This is a genomic window from Alsobacter sp. R-9, from assembly GCF_054612375.1.
Map to the genome: position 1 here is coordinate 211878 of NZ_JBTSWJ010000009.1, position 17754 is coordinate 229631.

16 protein-coding genes are annotated in these 17754 nt (G+C 69.7%); 9 read left to right on the forward strand and 7 right to left on the reverse strand.

The window, feature by feature from the left end; all coding sequences use genetic code 11:
* Positions 1–14 precede the first annotated feature (14 nt).
* Entirely contained in the window at positions 15–476 is a 462-nt protein-coding gene (locus tag ACX9GQ_RS16075; RefSeq protein ID WP_459630574.1) for an Lrp/AsnC ligand binding domain-containing protein, read from the forward strand.
* An 84-nt stretch (positions 477–560) separates the two neighbouring features.
* On the opposite strand, the gene ACX9GQ_RS16080 is transcribed toward ACX9GQ_RS16075, so the two are convergent.
* Positions 561–1559, reverse strand: coding sequence for a TerC family protein (locus tag ACX9GQ_RS16080; protein ID WP_459630575.1), 999 nt, complete (start codon positions 1557–1559; stop codon positions 561–563).
* 289 nt (positions 1560–1848) lie between these two features.
* Here ACX9GQ_RS16080 and ACX9GQ_RS16085 point away from each other — a divergent pair, with 289 nt between their 5' ends.
* The 4 genes from ACX9GQ_RS16085 (at position 1849) to ACX9GQ_RS16100 (ending at position 6199) form a co-directional block, all read left to right on the forward strand.
* Positions 1849–2880, forward strand: coding sequence for an ABC transporter substrate-binding protein (locus tag ACX9GQ_RS16085; RefSeq protein ID WP_459630576.1), 1032 nt, complete (start codon positions 1849–1851; stop codon positions 2878–2880).
* A 26-nt stretch (positions 2881–2906) separates the two neighbouring features.
* The gene (locus tag ACX9GQ_RS16090) at positions 2907–3692 is read left to right on the forward strand and encodes an ABC transporter ATP-binding protein (RefSeq protein WP_459630577.1); all 786 of its coding nucleotides are present in this window, start codon (positions 2907–2909) and stop codon (positions 3690–3692) included.
* Positions 3689–4477: an ABC transporter permease gene (locus tag ACX9GQ_RS16095; protein ID WP_459630578.1), complete on the forward strand. Its 789-nt coding sequence runs from the start codon at positions 3689–3691 to the stop codon at positions 4475–4477. The genes ACX9GQ_RS16090 and ACX9GQ_RS16095 overlap by 4 nt, the downstream gene beginning before the upstream one ends.
* 105 nt (positions 4478–4582) lie before the next feature.
* On the forward strand, positions 4583–6199 hold the full coding sequence (locus ACX9GQ_RS16100) for an AMP-binding protein (RefSeq protein WP_459630579.1): 1617 nt from the start codon (positions 4583–4585) through the stop codon (positions 6197–6199).
* A gap of 12 nt (positions 6200–6211) precedes the next feature.
* On the opposite strand, the gene ACX9GQ_RS16105 is transcribed toward ACX9GQ_RS16100, so the two are convergent.
* From ACX9GQ_RS16105 to ACX9GQ_RS16125, 5 genes are all read right to left on the reverse strand, one after another.
* Positions 6212–7474 (reverse strand): GNAT family N-acetyltransferase, encoded by a 1263-nt coding sequence (locus tag ACX9GQ_RS16105; protein ID WP_459630580.1) that lies wholly within the window; start codon positions 7472–7474, stop codon positions 6212–6214.
* A 115-nt stretch (positions 7475–7589) separates the two neighbouring features.
* Entirely contained in the window at positions 7590–9395 is a 1806-nt protein-coding gene (locus tag ACX9GQ_RS16110; RefSeq protein ID WP_459630581.1) for a long-chain-acyl-CoA synthetase, read from the reverse strand.
* Between the two features lie 133 nt (positions 9396–9528).
* Positions 9529–10647: a CobW family GTP-binding protein gene (locus tag ACX9GQ_RS16115; RefSeq protein ID WP_459630582.1), complete on the reverse strand. Its 1119-nt coding sequence runs from the start codon at positions 10645–10647 to the stop codon at positions 9529–9531.
* The gene (locus tag ACX9GQ_RS16120) at positions 10647–11597 is read right to left on the reverse strand and encodes a DMT family transporter (protein ID WP_459630583.1); all 951 of its coding nucleotides are present in this window, start codon (positions 11595–11597) and stop codon (positions 10647–10649) included. Before ACX9GQ_RS16120 ends, ACX9GQ_RS16115 begins: the two co-directional genes overlap by 1 nt.
* A 27-nt stretch (positions 11598–11624) precedes the next feature.
* Positions 11625–13214: a D-alanyl-D-alanine carboxypeptidase family protein gene (locus ACX9GQ_RS16125; protein ID WP_459630584.1), complete on the reverse strand. Its 1590-nt coding sequence runs from the start codon at positions 13212–13214 to the stop codon at positions 11625–11627.
* Positions 13215–13403: 189 nt separating this feature from the next.
* Between ACX9GQ_RS16125 and ACX9GQ_RS16130 the strand changes: the two genes are divergently transcribed.
* Both ACX9GQ_RS16130 and ACX9GQ_RS16135 read left to right on the forward strand, forming a co-directional pair.
* The gene (locus ACX9GQ_RS16130) at positions 13404–14306 is read left to right on the forward strand and encodes an EamA family transporter (protein ID WP_459630585.1); all 903 of its coding nucleotides are present in this window, start codon (positions 13404–13406) and stop codon (positions 14304–14306) included.
* A gap of 70 nt (positions 14307–14376) precedes the next feature.
* On the forward strand, positions 14377–15543 hold the full coding sequence (locus ACX9GQ_RS16135) for an acetyl-CoA acetyltransferase (protein WP_459630586.1): 1167 nt from the start codon (positions 14377–14379) through the stop codon (positions 15541–15543).
* A gap of 7 nt (positions 15544–15550) precedes the next feature.
* Here ACX9GQ_RS16135 and ACX9GQ_RS16140 read toward each other — a convergent pair whose 3' ends face one another.
* Complete coding sequence (locus tag ACX9GQ_RS16140) at positions 15551–15820, reverse strand: BolA family protein (protein ID WP_459630587.1); 270 nt, start codon at positions 15818–15820, stop codon at positions 15551–15553.
* A gap of 162 nt (positions 15821–15982) precedes the next feature.
* Here ACX9GQ_RS16140 and ACX9GQ_RS16145 point away from each other — a divergent pair, with 162 nt between their 5' ends.
* Together ACX9GQ_RS16145 and cobS are read left to right on the forward strand one after the other, a co-directional pair.
* Positions 15983–16597 carry a J domain-containing protein gene (locus ACX9GQ_RS16145; protein ID WP_459630588.1) on the forward strand — a complete coding sequence of 205 codons (615 nt, stop codon included), beginning with the start codon at positions 15983–15985 and terminating at the stop codon, positions 16595–16597.
* Between the two features lie 164 nt (positions 16598–16761).
* Entirely contained in the window at positions 16762–17748 is a 987-nt protein-coding gene (gene cobS / locus ACX9GQ_RS16150; protein ID WP_459630589.1) for a cobaltochelatase subunit CobS, read from the forward strand.
* Positions 17749–17754 lie beyond the last annotated feature (6 nt).

A 17754-nucleotide genomic window follows, 5' to 3' on the forward strand; every position in this document is an offset into this window, starting at 1 on the left:
ATAGGGAAAGACCCGTGACCGATCTGGACCGCGTCGACCGCCGCATCCTCGCCTTGCTGCAGGAGGACGGGCGCATCACCACCGTCGATCTCGCCGAGCGCATCGGCCTCTCGCCGACGGCGACGAGCGAGCGGATGAAGCGGCTGCTGCGCGAGGGTTACGTGACCGGGTTCCGGGCGGTGCTCGATCCGCAGAAGCTCGACCGCGGGCTCCTCGTCTTCATCGAAGTGAGCCTCGACAAGACGACGCCGGACGTATTCGAGCGCTTCGCTGCTGCCGTGCGGCGTGCCCCGGAGGTCATCGAGTGCCACATGGTGGCGGGTGGCTTCGACTACCTCGTCAAGACGCGGGTTGCCGACATGGCGGCGTATCGGCGCCTGCTCGGCGACATGCTGCTGTCGCTGCCCGGGGTCAAGGAAAGCCGGACCTACGCGGTGATGGAAGAGGTGAAGTCGGACGGGCCGCTTCCGGTGTGACCCGGACCCGGAATGACGACGCCCCCCGCGAGAACCGCAGGGGGCGTCCTTGAGCGGACCGCTAATGGGGGGACGCGGTCCGCGCTACTCGGCCGGGCGGGCCTCCACCCGGGCGGTGTCACGCGTCTTCCACAGGGAGTAGACGATGCCGGCCCCGAGGATGGCGAACGTCACGCCCAGAGAGATCGCCGGCGGGATCTTGGCGATGCCGAGCATGTCGGCCACCACGATCTTCGACCCGATGAAGATCAGCACGGACGCCAGCGCGTACTTGAGGTACGTGAACCGGTCGATCATCGCCGCCAGCGCGAAGTACAGCGCGCGCAGGCCCAGGATGGCGAAGATGTTGGACGTGAACACGATGTAGGTGTCGGTGGTGATCGCGAAGATCGCCGGCACCGAGTCCACCGCGAAGATCACGTCCGCGACGTTCACCAGCACGAGCACGAGGAAGAGCGGCGTCAGGAAGGTGACGATCTTGCCGGTCTTCGGGTCGCGGTCCTTGATGATGAACTTCTCGCCGTGCAGCTGGTCCGTCACCCGGAAATGCTTGCGCATGAACTTCAGGATGGGGTTCGACGCGACGTCATACTCCTTGTCGGCGGCGACGATCATCTTGACGCCGGTGATGACGAGGAAGGCCGCGAAGATGTAGAGCACCCAGCTGAACTGCTGCACCAGCGCCGCGCCGACGCCGATCATGAGGCCGCGCAGCACGATGACCGCAAGGATGCCCCAGAACAGCACGCGGTACTGGTAGGCCCGCGGGATGCCGAAGAAGCCGAAGATCATCGCGATGACGAAGATGTTGTCCATCGAGAGGCTCTTCTCGATGACGAACCCCGTCAGGTACTCGAGGCCGGCCTGCGGCGAGATCGAGTACCAGACCCAGGCGCCGAAGCTCAGGCCCATGGCGATGTAGAAGGCGGAGAGCTTCAGGCTCTCGCTGACGGAAATTTCCTTCGAGCTGTCCCGGTGCAGGACGCCGAGATCGAAGGCGAGGAGGAGAGCGACGACCGTCATGAAGCCCGCCCACATCCAGAGCGGCTTTCCGATGACGTCCGTCATCATGAATTCGAGCATGGTAACGACCCCTTGGTTTTGCCCCAGTGGTGCCGACATCACGGAAGGATCGGACTTCCGCCAGAGGGGCCCGGCCACCACGCGCAAGAGGTTGGGCTGCGATCCCCGTCTTTCAAGTCCCGGTCGACGATTGCCTCTTGCGTAAAGTTAAGGCATCCGCTCACAACGGATGCAGCAAGCCACGCCGCCGGCACAGACCGGCCATGCCGTTTCGCGGCATGAAAGTTGCGAAACCGGGCTTCGATCGTCTCACCCGCCGACCCCGCGGCGGACACAGGAGGGAGTTTTCATGGTTCTGTCGTTTTCGGCCGCCCGCATTCTCGGCACGGTCGCGCTCGTCGCGGCCTCGATTGCCGGCGTGACGGCCTCCTCGGCGCAGACGCCGGTGCGCTTCACGCTCGACTGGCGCTTCGAGGGCCCGGCCGCGCCGTTCCTGGTGGCGCTGGAGAAGGGCTACTTCAAGGCCGAGGGCCTCGACGTCACCATCGACATCGGCAACGGCTCGCGAGAGGCAATCCCGCGCGTCGCGTCCGGCACCTACCAGATGGGCTTCGGCGACGTGAACTCGCTCGTGCGCTTCCGCGACGAGAACCCGGGCGTCGACGTCAAGGCCGTGCTGATGGTCTACGACAAGCCGCCCTTCGCGATCATCGGGCGCAAGAGCCGCGGCATCACCACCGACGTGAAGAGCCTCGAAGGCAAGAAGTTCGGCGCCCCGGCGGCCGACGCTGCCTATGCCCAGTGGCCGATCTTCAAGACGGTCAACAAGCTCGACGACAAGGGCATGAAGTTCGAGAACGTCGGGTTTCCGGTGCGCGAGCCGATGCTGGCGTCGGGCGAGGTGGACGCCGTGTTCGGCTTCTCGATGTCCTCCTACATCAACGTGAAGTCGCGCGGCGTGCCGGTGGACGACATCGTCACCATGCTGATGAGCGACTACGGGGTCGAGCTCTACGGCAACGTGATCATGGTCAACCCGGCCTTCGCCAAGGAGAAGCCGGAGGCCGTGAAGGGCTTCGTCAAGGCGCTCGTGAAGGGCCTCAAGGACACGGTCGCCGACCCGTCCGCCGCCACCGACCTCGTCATCAAGCGCAACGACGTGGCCAAGAAGGACGTCGAGATCGAGCGCCTGAAGATGGCGCTCGACCAGAACATCCTGACGCCGTGGGTGAAGGCGAACGGCTGGGGCGGCATCGACCCGGCGCGCTTCGCGACGTCCATCGACCAGATCGGCCTGACCTTCACCTACAAGGCGAAGCCGAAGACGGAGGACATCTTCACCGACGCGTTCCTGCCGCCGGTGGCCGACCGCAAGTTCTGACCGTCCCGCCCGCGAGGAGTTGCGTCATGAGCCCGTTCGTCGCCCTCGCGGGCGTTACCCATGCCTATGGCGGGTCAGGCCCGCCCGCCGTCGACGGCATGACCATCGCCGTCAACGAGGGCGAGTTCGCCGCCATCGTCGGGCCATCGGGCTGCGGCAAGTCGACGGTGATGAAGCTCGCCACCGGCCTGCAGTTCCCGCAGGCCGGCTCCGTGATCGTCGCCGGCAAGCAGGTCACCGCGCCGGTGAAGATCTCCGGCATGGCGTTCCAGAACCCGACGCTGCTGCCGTGGCGCACCACGCTCGACAACCTCCTGCTGCCGCTGGAGATCGTCGAGCCGCATCGCTCGCGGCTCCGGCGGCACAAGGACGAGTACGTCGCCCGCGCCGAGGCGCTGCTGGAGCAGGTCGGACTCAAGGGAATGGGCCAGAAGTTCCCGTGGCAGCTCTCGGGCGGCATGCAGCAGCGCGCCTCGCTGTGCCGGGCGCTGATCCACGAGCCGCAGCTGCTGATGCTCGACGAGCCGTTCGGCGCGCTCGACGCCTTCACCCGGGAGGAACTGTGGTGCGTCATCCGCGACCTGCACGCGTCGCGGAAGGTCACCGTGATCCTCGTGACGCACGACCTGCGCGAGGCGGTGTTCCTCGCCGACCGCATCTTCTGCATGAGTGCGCGGCCCGGCCGGATCATCGCGGAGCGCGAGGTGGGCATTCCCCGGCCGCGGGACCTGGAGGTCACCTACACCGGCGAGTTCATCGACATCGTGCACGAACTGCGCGCCCATATCGCACACGCGAGGACCGCCGCATGACCAGCGCAGCCCCCGGGCAACCCAGCAAGGCGGTGCTCTCGGCCGCGCCGTGGGTCTTCACCATCGGCTTCTTCCTCGTCTGGGAGATCGCCTGCCGCGCGCTGAGCGTGTCGTCCTTCGTGCTGCCGCCGCCGAGCGCCATCGCCAAGGCGATGTGGGAGTATCGCGGCCCGCTGACCTACCATTCCGCCGCCACGCTCTGGATGACGCTGGCCGGCTTCGCCATCGCGGTCGTGACGGGCCTTCTGCTCGGGGTCGCGCTGGGAGCGTCCAAGGTGGTGCACGCGGGCACCTATCCCCTGCTCGTCGCCTTCAACGCCATCCCCAAGGTCGCGGTCGTGCCGATCCTGGTGATCTGGTTCGGCGTGGGCTGGGCGCCGGCAGTACTGACGGCGTTCCTCATCTCCTTCTTCCCCATCGTCGTGAACGTCGCCACGGGCCTCGCCACCATCGAGCCGGAGGTCGAGGACGTGATGCGGGCGCTGGGCGCCTCCAAGCTCGACATCATCCGCAAGGTCGGCGTGCCGCGCTCGCTGCCGTACTTCTTCGGCTCGCTGAAGGTGGCGATCACGCTGGCCTATGTCGGCTCCGTCATCGCCGAGTACAATGCGTCCAACTACGGCATCGGCAACCTGATGGCGCGCGCCAGCGCTGACTTCAACGTGCCGTTGCTGTTCGCCGCGCTCGTCGCGCTCGGCATCCTCGGCGTCGTCATCTATGCCGCGATGGCGGTCCTCGAGCGACGCACCACGGGCTGGGCGCAGCGGTCCAACTTCGCCACCTGAGATTGCGACGCGGAGGGGTTCGTTCACCTCCGCCGTTCGTCGCCCTCGTTTTTGCAGTGCAGCAGGCGTAGTCTCCCCCGGTCCCGACCCCGTGGGAGCCTGCGCATGTTGCCCCCGATCCGCGATGAAGCTGCGCTGCGCGCGGCGTTCCGCTGGTCCTTGCCCGACCGCTACAACATCGGCGTGGACGTCTGCGACCGCTGGGCGGCCGTCGATCCCGACCGTCCCGCGATCATCGAGACGGGCGCCGACGGCCGGGTCGACGCGTTGACCTTCGGCCAGTTCCGGGCGGCCTCGAACCGCCTCGCGCATGCGCTGCGCCGGCGGGGGATCGGTCGGGGCGATCGGGTCGGCCTGCTGCTGCCGCAGTCTCGCGAGGTCGCCATCGCCCACGTCGCCCTCTACAAGCTCGGTGCCGTCGCGCTGCCTCTGGCGGTGCTCTTCGGCATCGATGGGCTGACCTACCGCCTCGGCGACGCCGGCGCGCGGGGCCTCGTCACCAACGGCGCCAACGTCGACCGGCTGCGGCCTGTCCTTCCCGACCTTCCGACGCTGGACGTCATCCTCTCCGTGGATGGCCCGCACGGCCCCGCCGACGGCTTTCACCAGGCCATGGAGAGCGAATCCGCCGACTTCGAGCCGGTCGACACGACGCCCGACGACCCGGCGATGATGATCTTCACCTCCGGCACGACCGGCCAGCCGAAGGGCGCACTGCACGGCCACCGCGTGCTGCTGGGGCACCTGCCGGGCTTCGAGCTGGTGCATGAGTTCTACCCGCAGCCGGGTGACCTGATGTGGACCCCGGCCGACTGGGCTTGGGCCGGCGGGTTGCTCAACGCCATGCTGCCTTCGCTGCACCACGGAGTCGCGGTGGTGGCGCGGAAGTTCGAGAAATTCGATCCGGAAGAGGCCCTGCGCCTGCTGCAGGACCACGGCATCCGCAACACCTTCGTGCCGCCCACCGCGCTGCGGATGCTGCGCAGCGTCGCGAACCCGCGCGGTCGCTTCCGGCTCGACCTGCGCACCATCGCTTCGGCCGGCGAGGCGCTGGGGGCCGAGACACTCGCCTGGGGCCGCGAGGCGCTGGGCCTCACCATCAACGAGGCCTACGGGCAGACCGAGTGCAACCTCGTGCTGGGCTCGTGCGCCGCTCTCGGCATGGTTCGCCCCGGCGCCATCGGCAAGCCGGTGCCCGGGCATACGGTGGCGGTGATCCGGCCGGACGGCTCGGTGTGCGAGCCGGGCGAGCTCGGGCAGATCGCGGTGCTCCGCCCCGACCCCGTGATGTTCCTCGGATACTGGAACCGGCCCGAGGCGACGGCGGAGAAGTTCATCGGCGACTGGATGACCACCGGCGACCAGGGCGAGGCCGATGCCGACGGCTATGTCCGCTTCGTGGGGCGGGACGACGACGTGATCACCTCGTCGGGCTACCGCATCGGGCCCGGCGAGATCGAGGACTGCCTTCTGCGCCACCCGGCGGTGGCCAACGCCGCCGCCGTCGGCAAGCCGGATCCCCTGCGCACAGAGATCGTCAAGGCCTTCGTGGTGCTGAAGCCCGGCCACGCGCCCGGCGACGGCCTCGCGGCGGACATCCAGGCGTTCGTGCGCCGGCGTCTCTCCGCGCACGAGTACCCCCGCGAGATCGCGTTCGTGCGCGAGCTGCCGCTGACGACGACGGGCAAGGTGATCCGGCGCGAGCTGCGTGCGGTGGCCTGACGGGGGTCGACCTCAGCCCTTCTTGCCGCGCGCAAGGTGGTAGAGCGACTTCGCCGTCGAGCGCAGGCCGCGCCGCGCGCTGACGCCGGCAGCCGCCAGCGCCGAGGCCGTGCGAGACGTGCCGGCCTCGATGAACCAGTCGGCGACGGGGGAGCGGTCGGGCCAGAGCCGGTCGATCATCGGATGATCCGCGACCGCGCAGCTGTCCGTGACGGCGACGGCGCCCTCCCACTGCCGGCGGGAGAGGTCGAGCGTCAGCTGCACGCCGGGCGAGAGCGCGGACAGCGTCTCGTCGAAGGTCGTTTTCCAGTAGAGCGCCCGGTCGAGCCCGCCGAGCACGATGCCGGCCGCCGCGACGCGTTCGCCTACGGTGAGCAGGTCGATGCGGCACAGGCCGCGCTGGGCAAGGCCGCGGGTGACGGAGCGCAGGAAGGTGGCGTGGCTGGGGCTGTGGAGGAAAGCCGTGCCCTCGCGGCCCTTCCAGCCCGCCGCCTCCAGCGTCAGGAACGCCTCTGTCGCTTCGCGGACCTCGAGCGGTGAACTGCAGTGGTGGAGCACGACGTCGCCCTGCTCGCCGAGCCGGCGGCGCTGGCGGCGGATCTCCTTCAGCCGGCGCGCGGTGACGACGCGGCCGAGGAAATCGTCGAACGTCGTCGCATCCGGGGTGAGGATGGCGCGGGCGTGCTCTCCGAAGCGCCGGAGGGTCCGCCCGCGGCTCTCGGCGCCCGCGGCGATTGCCGCGGCCGTCGCGGTATCTTCCGCGATCAGCGGCAGGAGCAGGCCGCCGGCGGCCCCGCCCTGGCTCTCGATCCAGTCGAAGAAGGCGTGCACCACGGCGCCGGCACTCTCGCGGGCGACCAGCGGCAGGCCCAGCGCCATCTGATCGTGCCGCCAGCCGAAGAGCTCGAACTGCCCCATGCCGATGCGCGGCATGACCACGGGAAACACGCCCTTGAGCGCGGCCGGCCCGTCGCCCCGGGGGTCGAGCACCATGACGAAGACGGGGCGCGCCACTTCGCGCAGGTGGCGGACGGCGGCAAGCGCAAAATCGGGATGGTAGAAGGCGTTGTCGTCCATGGCGCGGCCCGAGAGCGCAGCCCATGGCTCGGTGAGGTCGGCCGCCTGCATCACGCCGCAGACCCGCACCTCGAGGCCCTCGCCGGCGGGGCCTGTCACCGGCTTCTGCCCGCGCAGGGGCGGCAGGTCGCGGGCCCAGGTGGGGGGAAGGGCGGGTACGGCGGTCGGTGCCGGATCCCGGCGGTCGGTGCGTGGCATGCGGCGGTCCTGCGTCGCGCCGATCCGGCTCCGGGGACCCGGCCTGCCGCAGCGACGGGCCTCGCCGGCGCCGGACGGCGCACTCCTTACACGCCGCATTTGAATCAAGGTCGGTTTACAACCTGATCTGACCGCCGGTCACCGCTGCATAGAGATCGGAATCGAGGCGAACAAACCGTTTCTCTCCCGGGTGGAACAGGAAGAGCGGGTCGAAGACCGACGAGGGGTCGGTGCCGTCCTTCACGAGGTCGACCTTGCGCTGCTTGAAGGTTCCCGTGTGTTCCAGCGACGCCCGGATGCGCAGGAACACCGGCCGGGCGTACTCGGGAAGATGCAGCGCGAGGTGGTCGCGGAAGGCCTCGAGGTCGAGGTCGGCGCCCTCGTCCATGACGATGGCCGCGGCGCCGGCGCGGCCCTCGTGGCCGGGCAGGCGGACACCATAGACAGTGCACTCGGCGATGCCGGGAAAGACGCTGATCGCCTCCGACACCTCGGAGGTGGCGACGTTCTCGCCCTTCCAGCGGAACGTGTCGCCGATGCGGTCGATGAAGTAGAAGTAGCCGTCCTCGTCGCGCTTCAGCAGGTCGCCGGAGCGGAACCACGCATCGCCCTTCTCGAAGACGTCGCGCAGGATCTTGCTCTCGGTCGCGCTCTTGTCGGCGTAGCCCTCGAAGCGGTTCGCAGGCTTCGTCGGGTCGTTGACGATCTGGCCCAGGATCTCGCCGACCTCGTTCGGCGGACAGGGGATGCAGAAGCCATCGGGACTGCGGATCGGCTGCTCGGCCTCCACGTCGAACCTGACGATCTTCACGACGAAGCGGCGCTCGGCCCATTTCGGGATGCGCCCCACGGACCCGGGCCGGCTGTCGAGGTTGAACAGGACGACGTTGCCCTCCGTCGCGGCGTAGAACTCCCGGATCGTCTCGATGCCGAAGCGGGAGACGAAGGTCGTCCAGATGTCCGGCCGCAGCCCATTGCCGCAGACCAGGCGGATCCTGTGCTTGCGATCGTTCGGTCCCGGAGGCGTGTTGACGAGATAGCGGCAGAACTCGCCGATGTAGAAGAACAGCGTGCACTCGTTGCGCACGACGTCGTTCCAGAACTCGCGCGCCGAGAAGCGGTCGCGGATCACGACGCTGCCGCCCTGCGCCAGCGTGCCCATGGTCGCCAGAACGCCGCCGTTGGAATGGTACATCGGCAGGCAGTCGTACATGCGATCGTCGGGTGAGGTGTCCATCAGGGCGGAGAAGCCCCGGGCCATCGCCATCACGCGGTAGTGGTTGATGTTGGCGGCCTTGGGCAGTCCGGTCGTCCCCGACGTATAGATGTAGAGGCATCGGTCCTCGATCGTCAGAGGCGTGCGCTCCGACGGATCGAGTGGCCCCGCCGGCGCGTCGGCGACCGCTGTTTCGAACCGGGGCCGTGCGTCGGCATCGGCGCCGTGCACCCAGATCTCCGGCTTCGCATCCATCGCCGTCACGGCCTGCTCGACGGCGGCCAGCAGCGGCGCCCCGGCGATGACGATCCGCGCCTTCACGATCGCCAGCGAATGAGCCAGCGGATTGCCGGTGAGATTGGTGTTGATGAGGGCCGTGGCGCCCCCGGCGCGGGCGACGCCGAGCCAGATGGCAAGGTAGTCGGGCCGGTTGTGCAGGCAGAGCGCGACCGTGTCGCCCTTGCCGATGCCCTTGGCGCGGGCCCACCGGGCAATCTGGTTGGCGCGCGCGTCGAGCTGACGGAAGGTGAAGGTCTCGACGTCCGAGATCAGGGCCGCGCGGTCGCCGAAGCGCTCCGCGATCTCCGACAGCAGGTCGACGATGGTGAAGGTCGGGTTGCGGGCGATGGGGCCGGTGCGCCGCAGGATGCGAAGCGACCCCTTCAGATAGGCGAACTCACTCGCGAGCCGCTGCAGCAGCGACATGAATACCCTCCCCATCCCGGCGGACACTCTGGCGAATCGACCCTTCGGGTTCTGTCCGCCCTGGCATGATGCCGGCTGGTCCTGCTCTGGGATAGCCGGTCGGGCGGCTTCGGTCCAATCGCGGCGGCAGGGCCTAGCGCCGCAGGCCGGGCGGGGCGAGCGGGTTGTCCACCAGCGCTGCACGATCCGGGCTGTCGATGGCCGGGGTTCCGGCGAACGCGTCCCACAGCTTGCGCACGTAGCTCTCGTCGAGATCGCGCGTGATGAAGACGACGCGGGTGCGACGGTCGTCGCTCGGCCAGCGCGGCAGGATCGTCGGCGGGTGCACCACGTGCTGGACCCCGTGGAGCACCACCGGCCGCGACGGATCCTCCGCCACGCACACGAGACCCTTCATCCGGAGCAGGCGCGGTCCGTGCGCCGACGGCAGCAAGGTGAGGAACAGTTCGAGCGCGGCGGCCGGGATCGGCCGGTCGGTCGTCATGCAGAAGGCGCGGATGGACGCGTCGTGCCGGTTGACGTCGTGCGGGTCCTGGTCGGGCCCCTCGCCATGGTCGTGCCCGGCATGGTCGTCGGCGTCGCGGTAGGCCTCCTCGTGCAGCCACGTTGCGACGTCGGGGATCTTCGTGCCCGACTCCCAGGGCCCCGCGTCGAGCAGCGCGGCTGCGGTTGCCTCCCCCGCCGCGGCATCCAGCAGGGCGGCCCCGGGGTTGAGGCGCCGCAGGCGGCGCTTCAGTCGCTCGACGCCTTCCGCCGGCGCGATGTCGGTCTTCGTCAGCACGAGCCGGTCCGCCACCGCCGCCTGCTTCACGGCCTCGACATGGGTGTCGAGCGTGGCGTCTCCGTTGACGGCGTCGACGGTGGTGACCACGCCCTCCACGGCGTAGCGCTGGCCGAGCCATGGGTGGGCGAGGATCGCGGAGAGCACGGGCGCCGGGTCGGCGAGGCCCGTGGTCTCCAGCATCACCCGGCGGAACGGCGACACCGTGCCGGCGTCGCGGCGGGCCAGGAGGTCCTCCAGCGTGGCGACGAGGTCGCCCCGCACGCTGCAGCACAGGCATCCCGACGACAGCAGCACCATGTCGCCGTCGACCGTCTCGATCAGGTCGTGGTCGAGCCCGATCTCGCCGAACTCGTTGATGATGACGACGGTGTCGGCGAGCGCCGGGTCCTTCAAAAGGCGGTTGAGGAGCGTCGTCTTTCCCGAGCCGAGGAAGCCGGTGAGCACGGTGACGGGCAGGGGTGCGTCCATCACGCGGCGTCCGTCACCCCGGACCGCGCGGCGGCGTTCGTCTCCACCTTCGCGCCGGACCCGGCCATGCGCCGGTTCTGGCGCTCATCGGCCAGCACGTTGGCGACGATGGCGCCGATCACCAGCGCGCCGCCGACATACTGGACCGGCCCGAGCGTCTCGCCCAGCACCAGCGCGGCGGTGACGGCGGCGACGACGGGCTCGGCGCAGAAGGCGAGGCCCGCGGCGCTCGCGGACACGCGGGTCAGCGCCATCAGCTGCAGCAGGAAGCCGATGATGAAGCCGCCGATGTTGAAGAACACCGACCAAGGCGCGAGCGCCAGGGCCGAAGGGGGCGCCAGCCCGCCGGTCGCCGAGGCCGCCGCGACGGCGGCCGGCAGCACCATGACATGCACCCACAGCAGCTTGGACCACGTGTCCGTGCGGACGGTGCGGCCGGCGGCGAAGAACTGCGCCGTGGCGGCCACCGCCGCGCCCAGCGCCAGAACGAGGCCGACGGGGTTGAGGTCGCCCCAGGCCGGCCCGACGACCAGCACCACGCCGACGAAGGCCGCGACGGTGACGGCGAGGCGGGCGAGGGTGAGGCGGGTTCCGTCGACGAGCGGCGACAGGGCCACGATCAGGATGGGGAACGTGTAGAACAGGACGGCCGCCACCGTGACGGGAATGAACGCCACGGAGGACAGGTAGCACAGCCCCACGCCGGCGGAGGTCAGGCCGAGGAGGCCGAGTGCCTTCCGCTCGGAGGGCTCCACCGTCGGCGCCCGGCGCGCGACCGCGAGAACCGCGCCCGCCAGCGCCAGCATCACGAGCACGCGGTAGAAGACCAGCGACGGGCCCGGCACGCCCTCCAGGGCGGCGATGCGCGTGAAGGTGATGTTGAAGCCGTAGGCGGCCGCGGCGCCCAGCGCCAGCAGGACGCCGGCGCCGGCCGGCTTCGCAGTCACCATGTCATCCTCGGGCGGGTTCTCGGGGGATCAGCCGTCGGACGCCGGCTTCTTCGGCTTGGCTGCGGGAGCGGGCTTCGGCGCGCTCTTGGCCTCGGCCTTAGGTGCCGGCTTCGGGGTCGCCTTGGCGGCGGGCTTGGCCCCCGGCTTCGGCTTCGCGGCGGTCTTCGACGGCGTCGCCGGAGTCGCGGCCGCCTTGGCGGCCGTGGGTGGCGTCGCTGGCTTCGGCTGGATGGCGCCGAGCTTCGGCGTCGTCGCGGCCCTGGCGCCGGAGCCGATCGACGCGCCCGCGGCGAGCGGAACGAGTTTCGCCGGCGCCAGCACCATGGGCCCTGCGGCCGCCGCGGCGACGGGCGGCGTCGCCGGATCGATGGTGCGCGGCTTGTCGCCGGCATAGGCCGTGGCGGTCGTGGGTTCGTCGGGCCGCGCGGGAATGGGCTTCGCGTTGGCGGCGACAGGGGCCGTCGCCGAGCCCGGGGACCGTCCGAGGAACACCTGGATCGGTTCCAGCGGCGCGCGCTGCGAGAGCGACCGCGGCCCGCCCGACCCGCGGACGGAGCTTCCGGGCGCGAGGGCGACGGTCTGGCTGCCGAAGAGGTTGAACCCCTGGTTGTCGCCGTTGATCGGCGCCGGGGCCTGGGCCCGGTCGAGCTCGTCCTCCGAGGCGGGCGGGCCCTTGCGGCGCACGCAGATGTCCTCGCGCACGTTGGGTGCCTTTGCGACCGGAGACCGGGGCAGGCTGTCGAGCGTCCCCGATCCGAGGCTGAAGAAGCCTCCCGTGGTGCCGAAACCCTTGTCGAGCAGCGCAGCGGCCTTGATCGTGCGGTCGGCCGCCGAGGGCTGGCCCATGACCACCGCGATGAGCCGCTGGCCGTTGCGGGACGCGAGCGCGACGAGGTTGAAGCCGGAGGCGCAGACGAACCCGGTCTTCATGCCCTCGATGCCGGGATAGCGGCCGATCAGGCCGTTGGTGTTGTTCATCACCCGGTCGCCCAGCTGGACCGCCGGGATCGAGAACAGGTCGGCGTGGTCGGGAAACTGCAGCAGCAGGGCGCGGGCGAGGATCGCCATGTCGCGCGCCGAGGTCTGCTGGCCCTCCGCATGCAGCCCGTTGGGGTTGATGAAATGGCTCTCGCGCATGCCGAGGTTGCGAGCTTCCGCGTTCATCATGTCCGCGAACTGCTCGACGGTGCCGCCGACGCCTTCGGCGACGACGATCGCCATGTCGTTGGCAGACTTCACGAGCAGCATCTTCAGCGCGTTCTCGAGCGTCACCTCCTGCCCCGGCTTCAGGCCGATCTTGGAGGGGGCGGCGCGAGCGGCGCGCATGCTCGCGGCAATCGGGGTCTCCCAGCCGATGCGGCCCTCGCGCATCGCCTTCAGCGCGACGTAGGCCGTCATCAGCTTCGTCACCGACGCGGGATGCCATGGCATCGTCGCGTCCTCCTGCATCAGCACCCGGCCGGACGAGACCTCGACGACGACGTAGGGAGCCGCGGCATCCGCCGCGCCGGCGGCGAGGAGGGGAGATACCGTGACGAGGGCCAGGAGGGACAGGCGTGAGGCGATACGGCGGGCGAGCGTTGCGGGCTGCGGCATGCGACGGGCGATACGGGCCATCATCAGGGTTCCGGTACGTGCGCGGCACGGCGCCGCGACCCTCCCCGCCGGCCGGGAGGGCCGGTGCAGGACGATCGCCAGACGGTTCTTGGTACTCCCGGCCGCACGATTTGCCTAGAGTTGCAGCCGCTGGTACTGACCGATTGGGGCCATGGTCGGGCAGGCCCGGGGGCTGAAGGGCCGTTTCGCGTGACACTGGTGCTGTTGTGGATTCCGGCCACGCTGCTCGCGGCGGCGGCGCAGACGGCCCGCAATGCCATGCAGCGCAGCCTGACGGGGACGCTCGGCACCGTCGGCGCGAGCCAGGTCCGCTTCCTCTACGGATTTCCCTTCGCGCTCATGTTCCTCGCCCTCGTGGCGACGGTGACCGGATCGCCGGTGCCGGGGCCGACGGGCCCCTTCCTCGCCTTTGTCGGGGCGGGATCGGTCACGCAGATCCTCGCCACTGTGCTGATGCTGGCGGCGATGAAGGAGCGCTCCTTCGCCGTCACGACCGCCTACATCAAGACCGAGCCCGTGCTCGTCGCCGTCTTCGGCGTGCTCGTGCTGGGCGACCACATGACGGGCCTGAGCGCGCTCGCCGTGATCGTGGCGACCGCCGGTGTCGTGGCGATGGCCGTCAAGCCGGGCACGCAGGCGGCCAGCCTCGCGTCGCTGCGGCCGGCGGGGCTCGGCATTGCTGCGGGAGCGTTCTTCGCGCTCTCCGCCGTGGCCTTCCGTGGCGCCATCCTCGGGCTTCCCGACGGCAGCTTCGTCATGCGGGCGACGACGACGCTGGCCTGGTCGCTCGGCACGCAGACCGCACTCCTGTGCGTCTGGCTTGGCCTGTTCGACCGGCCGGCCCTGTCGAAGAGCCTCGCCGCGTGGAAGCCGTCGCTCTTCGCCGGCCTGATGGGGGCGCTCGCCTCGCAGTTCTGGTTCATCGGGTTCGCGCTGACGACCGCTGCCAACGTGCGCACGCTGGCGCTCGTCGAGGTCGTGCTCGCGCAACTGGTGTCCCGCCGGCTGTTCGACCAGTCGACGAGCCGCCGGGAACTCGCCGGAATGGGCCTCATCGTGCTCGGCGTGGCGCTGCTGCTTTGGTCGCATTGAGCCGCAGCGGCGCTTTCCGAAGCCGTCCACTGCCCTTACATTCGGTTCCTGCCGTCGGGAGGAGATCGCCATGAGCGCATGCATCGTCGGGTGGGCGCACACGCCCTTCGGGAAGATGGATGCCGAGACCGTCGAGACGCTGGTCGTCCGGGTCGCGACGGACGCGCTCGATCACGCGGGGATAGGGCCCGGCGACGTCGACGAGATCGTGCTCGGGCACTTCAACGCCGGGTTCTCGGCGCAGGACTTCACGGCCTCCCTCGTCCTGCAGGCGGACCCCGCCCTGCGCTTCAGGCCGGCCACGCGGGTCGAGAACGCCTGCGCGACGGGATCGGCCGCGGTGCACCAGGGCCTGAAGACCATCGCCGCGAAGGCCGCGAAAATCGTTCTCGTCGTCGGCGTCGAGCAGATGACGACGACGCCCGGCCCCGAGATCGGCAAGAACCTGCTCAAGGCATCCTACCTTCCGGAGGACGGCGCCACGCCGGGAGGCTTCGCCGGCGTGTTCGGCAAGATCGCGGCCGCCTACTTCCAGCGGCACGGCGACCAGTCGGATGCGCTCGCCCGGATCGCGGCGAAGAACCACCGCAACGGCGTCTCGAACCCCTACGCGCAGATGCGCAAGGACCTCGGCTTCGCCTTCTGCCGGCAGGAGAGCGAGAAGAATCCGTTCGTGGCCGGGCCGCTGAAGCGGACCGACTGTTCGCTGGTCTCCGACGGAGCCGCCGCCATCGTGCTGGCCGACGCGGAGACCGCGGTCTCCATGCGGCGCGCGGTGACGTTCCGGGCCGCGCAGCACGTGCAGGACTTCCTGCCGATGTCGAAGCGCGACATCCTCTCCTTCGAAGGCTGTGCAGAGGCGTGGAAGCGCGCTCTGATGCAGGCGGGCGTGACGCTCGAGCACCTCTCCTTCGTCGAGACGCACGACTGCTTCACCATCGCCGAGCTCATCGAGTACGAGGCCATGGGGCTCGTGCCCGCCGGGCGCGGGGCGGTGGCCATCAACGAGGGCTGGACGGAGAAGGACGGGCGCCTTCCGGTGAACCCCTCGGGCGGGCTCAAGGCCAAGGGGCATCCGATCGGAGCCACCGGCGTGTCGATGCACGCGCTCACCGCCATGCAGCTGTGCGGCGACGCCGGCGACATGCAGCTTCCGGCGGCGACGCTGGGCGGCATCTTCAACATGGGAGGCGCCGCGGTGGCGAACTACGTCAGCATCCTGGAGCGGGTGAAGTAGCCGCTCCTCAGGCTTCTCCGGGCGCCTTCGCACGGATGGCGAGGGCGTGGACGCGCCCGGCGAGTTCGTCGGCCAGCAGCGCGTTGACCATGCGGTGACGCTCGACGCGGCTCTTGCCGCGGAACGCCTCGGCGATGACCTCGACGCGGAAATGCGTCTCGCCGCCCTCGCGCCAGCCGGCGTGGCCGTGGTGGTTCTCGGATTCGTCGATCACGTCGAGCGACACGGGGGCGAGCCCCTTCGTCAGCTTGCCGATGATCGTGGACCTGATCTGCATGCGGCGCGGCTCCCGGGTCGGCCATCCTTCGTAAACCCGAGGTGGGCCAGAGTGGACCACCGGGGTGGCGGCATCGCGGCCCTGCGCCGCGCGCTTGTCAAGCACGGTTTTGCGTGCCGTCGAGCTTGCGGGGCAGCCGGCACCCCCCATAATGCGGTGACGATGAACCTGAATTCGCGCCTCTTCGACCGGATCCGCACCCGCCCCAGGCGGGCCGAGGACCCGCGCGCGCATGTCGAGACGCCCGGCTGCGAGCATCCCGGCTGCGCCGCCAAGGGCGAGCACCGCGCGCCGAAGGGCCGCGGGCAGGAGGGCCAGTACTGGCGCTTCTGCATCGACCACGTGCGCGCCTACAACCAGTCCTACAACTACTTCGCCGGCATGACGGACGACGCCATTGCCCGCTACCAGAAGGAGGCGGTCGTCGGCCACCGTCCCACGTGGAACATGGGCACCGGTCCCGGGCAGAAGAAGCCGGACCAGGGCGCGGAGTACGTCTACGAGGATCCGCTCGGCGTGTTCCGCGCGGCCGGGTTCGCGGCGCGCGCCGCCCCCGAGCCGGAACGCCGGCGTCCGGGCGTGGGGCCGGTGGCCCGCCGGGCCTTCGAGGCGCTGGGCCTCGACGAGAGCGCCGACGCGGCGGCGGTGAAGGCGCGCTACAAGCAACTCGTGAAGCAGGTGCACCCGGACGCCAATGGCGGCGACCGGTCCTACGAGGACCGGCTGCGCGAGGTGATCAACGCCTACAACACGCTCAAGGCCGGCGGCTTCGCCTGACGTGGCCGGCGCATGGCCGCCCCGCACTGCCCGGGCGCGGCCGTGATGCGAATTGCCACCCGCGCCCCGAACCCTTAAAGACGATGCAAGGTCCGTCTGCCTTGCGGCGCGCCGCATGGGCAGGCCCAGCGAGGCCCCCGGGCCGGCTCTGCCAGTGAGGATTCATGTCTGCCACGATTGAGAAGATGCCGGGCCTCCCGGACATGAAGGTGTCCGCGCGCCAGCTGTTCGGCATCGACACCGACATGGAGGTGCCGGCCTATTCCGCGCCCGACGCCCATGTCCCGGATCTCGACCCGGACTACCTGTTCGACAAGGACACCACGCTCGCCATCCTCGCCGGGTTCGCCAGGAACCGCCGCGTGATGGTCACCGGCTACCACGGTACGGGCAAGTCGACCCACATCGAGCAGGTGGCCGCGCGCCTCAACTGGCCGTGCGTGCGCATCAACCTCGACAGCCACGTCTCGCGCATCGACCTCGTCGGCAAGGACGCGATCGTCCTGAAGGACGGCAAGCAGGTCACCGAGTTCCAGGACGGCATCCTTCCCTGGGCCCTGCAGAACAACATCGCGCTCGTCTTCGACGAGTACGACGCGGGCCGCCCGGACGTGATGTTCGTCATCCAGCGCGTGCTGGAGATCTCCGGCAAGCTGACCCTGCTCGACCAGAAGCGGGTCATCCGGCCGCACCCGGCGTTCCGCCTGTTCGCCACGGCCAACACCGTGGGCCTCGGCGACACGTCGGGCCTCTACCACGGCACGCAGCAGATCAACCAGGGCCAGATGGACCGCTGGTCCATCGTGACGACGCTGAACTATCTGCCGCACGACAAGGAAGTGGACATCGTGCTCGCCAAGGCGAAGCACTACACCGGCAAGGAAGGACGCGACATCGTCAACAAGATGGTCCGTGTCGCCGACCTCACCCGCAACGCGTTCATGAACGGCGACCTGTCGACCGTCATGAGCCCGCGCACGGTGATCACCTGGGCCGAGAATGCCGACATCTTCAAGAGCATCGGCTTCGCCTTCCGCCTCACCTTCCTGAACAAGTGCGACGAGCTGGAGCGCCCGCTGGTCGCCGAGTTCTACCAGCGCGCCTTCGGGCAGGAGCTCCCCGAGAGCGCCGTCAACGTCGCCCTGAGCTGAGGCCGG

Coding starts and splice junctions, on each gene's coding strand:
- ACX9GQ_RS16080 (WP_459630575.1), bottom strand. CDS start 1,559: ATGCTCGAATTCATGATGACGGACGTCATCGGAAAGCCGCTCTGGATG.
- ACX9GQ_RS16085 (WP_459630576.1), top strand. CDS start 1,849: ATGGTTCTGTCGTTTTCGGCCGCCCGCATTCTCGGCACGGTCGCGCTC.
- ACX9GQ_RS16090 (WP_459630577.1), top strand. CDS start 2,907: ATGAGCCCGTTCGTCGCCCTCGCGGGCGTTACCCATGCCTATGGCGGG.
- ACX9GQ_RS16095 (WP_459630578.1), top strand. CDS start 3,689: ATGACCAGCGCAGCCCCCGGGCAACCCAGCAAGGCGGTGCTCTCGGCC.
- ACX9GQ_RS16100 (WP_459630579.1), top strand. CDS start 4,583: ATGTTGCCCCCGATCCGCGATGAAGCTGCGCTGCGCGCGGCGTTCCGC.
- ACX9GQ_RS16105 (WP_459630580.1), bottom strand. CDS start 7,474: ATGCCACGCACCGACCGCCGGGATCCGGCACCGACCGCCGTACCCGCC.
- ACX9GQ_RS16110 (WP_459630581.1), bottom strand. CDS start 9,395: ATGTCGCTGCTGCAGCGGCTCGCGAGTGAGTTCGCCTATCTGAAGGGG.
- ACX9GQ_RS16115 (WP_459630582.1), bottom strand. CDS start 10,647: ATGGACGCACCCCTGCCCGTCACCGTGCTCACCGGCTTCCTCGGCTCG.
- ACX9GQ_RS16120 (WP_459630583.1), bottom strand. CDS start 11,597: ATGGTGACTGCGAAGCCGGCCGGCGCCGGCGTCCTGCTGGCGCTGGGC.
- ACX9GQ_RS16125 (WP_459630584.1), bottom strand. CDS start 13,214: ATGGCCCGTATCGCCCGTCGCATGCCGCAGCCCGCAACGCTCGCCCGC.
- ACX9GQ_RS16135 (WP_459630586.1), top strand. CDS start 14,377: ATGAGCGCATGCATCGTCGGGTGGGCGCACACGCCCTTCGGGAAGATG.
- ACX9GQ_RS16140 (WP_459630587.1), bottom strand. CDS start 15,820: ATGCAGATCAGGTCCACGATCATCGGCAAGCTGACGAAGGGGCTCGCC.
- ACX9GQ_RS16145 (WP_459630588.1), top strand. CDS start 15,983: ATGAACCTGAATTCGCGCCTCTTCGACCGGATCCGCACCCGCCCCAGG.
- cobS (WP_459630589.1), top strand. CDS start 16,762: ATGTCTGCCACGATTGAGAAGATGCCGGGCCTCCCGGACATGAAGGTG.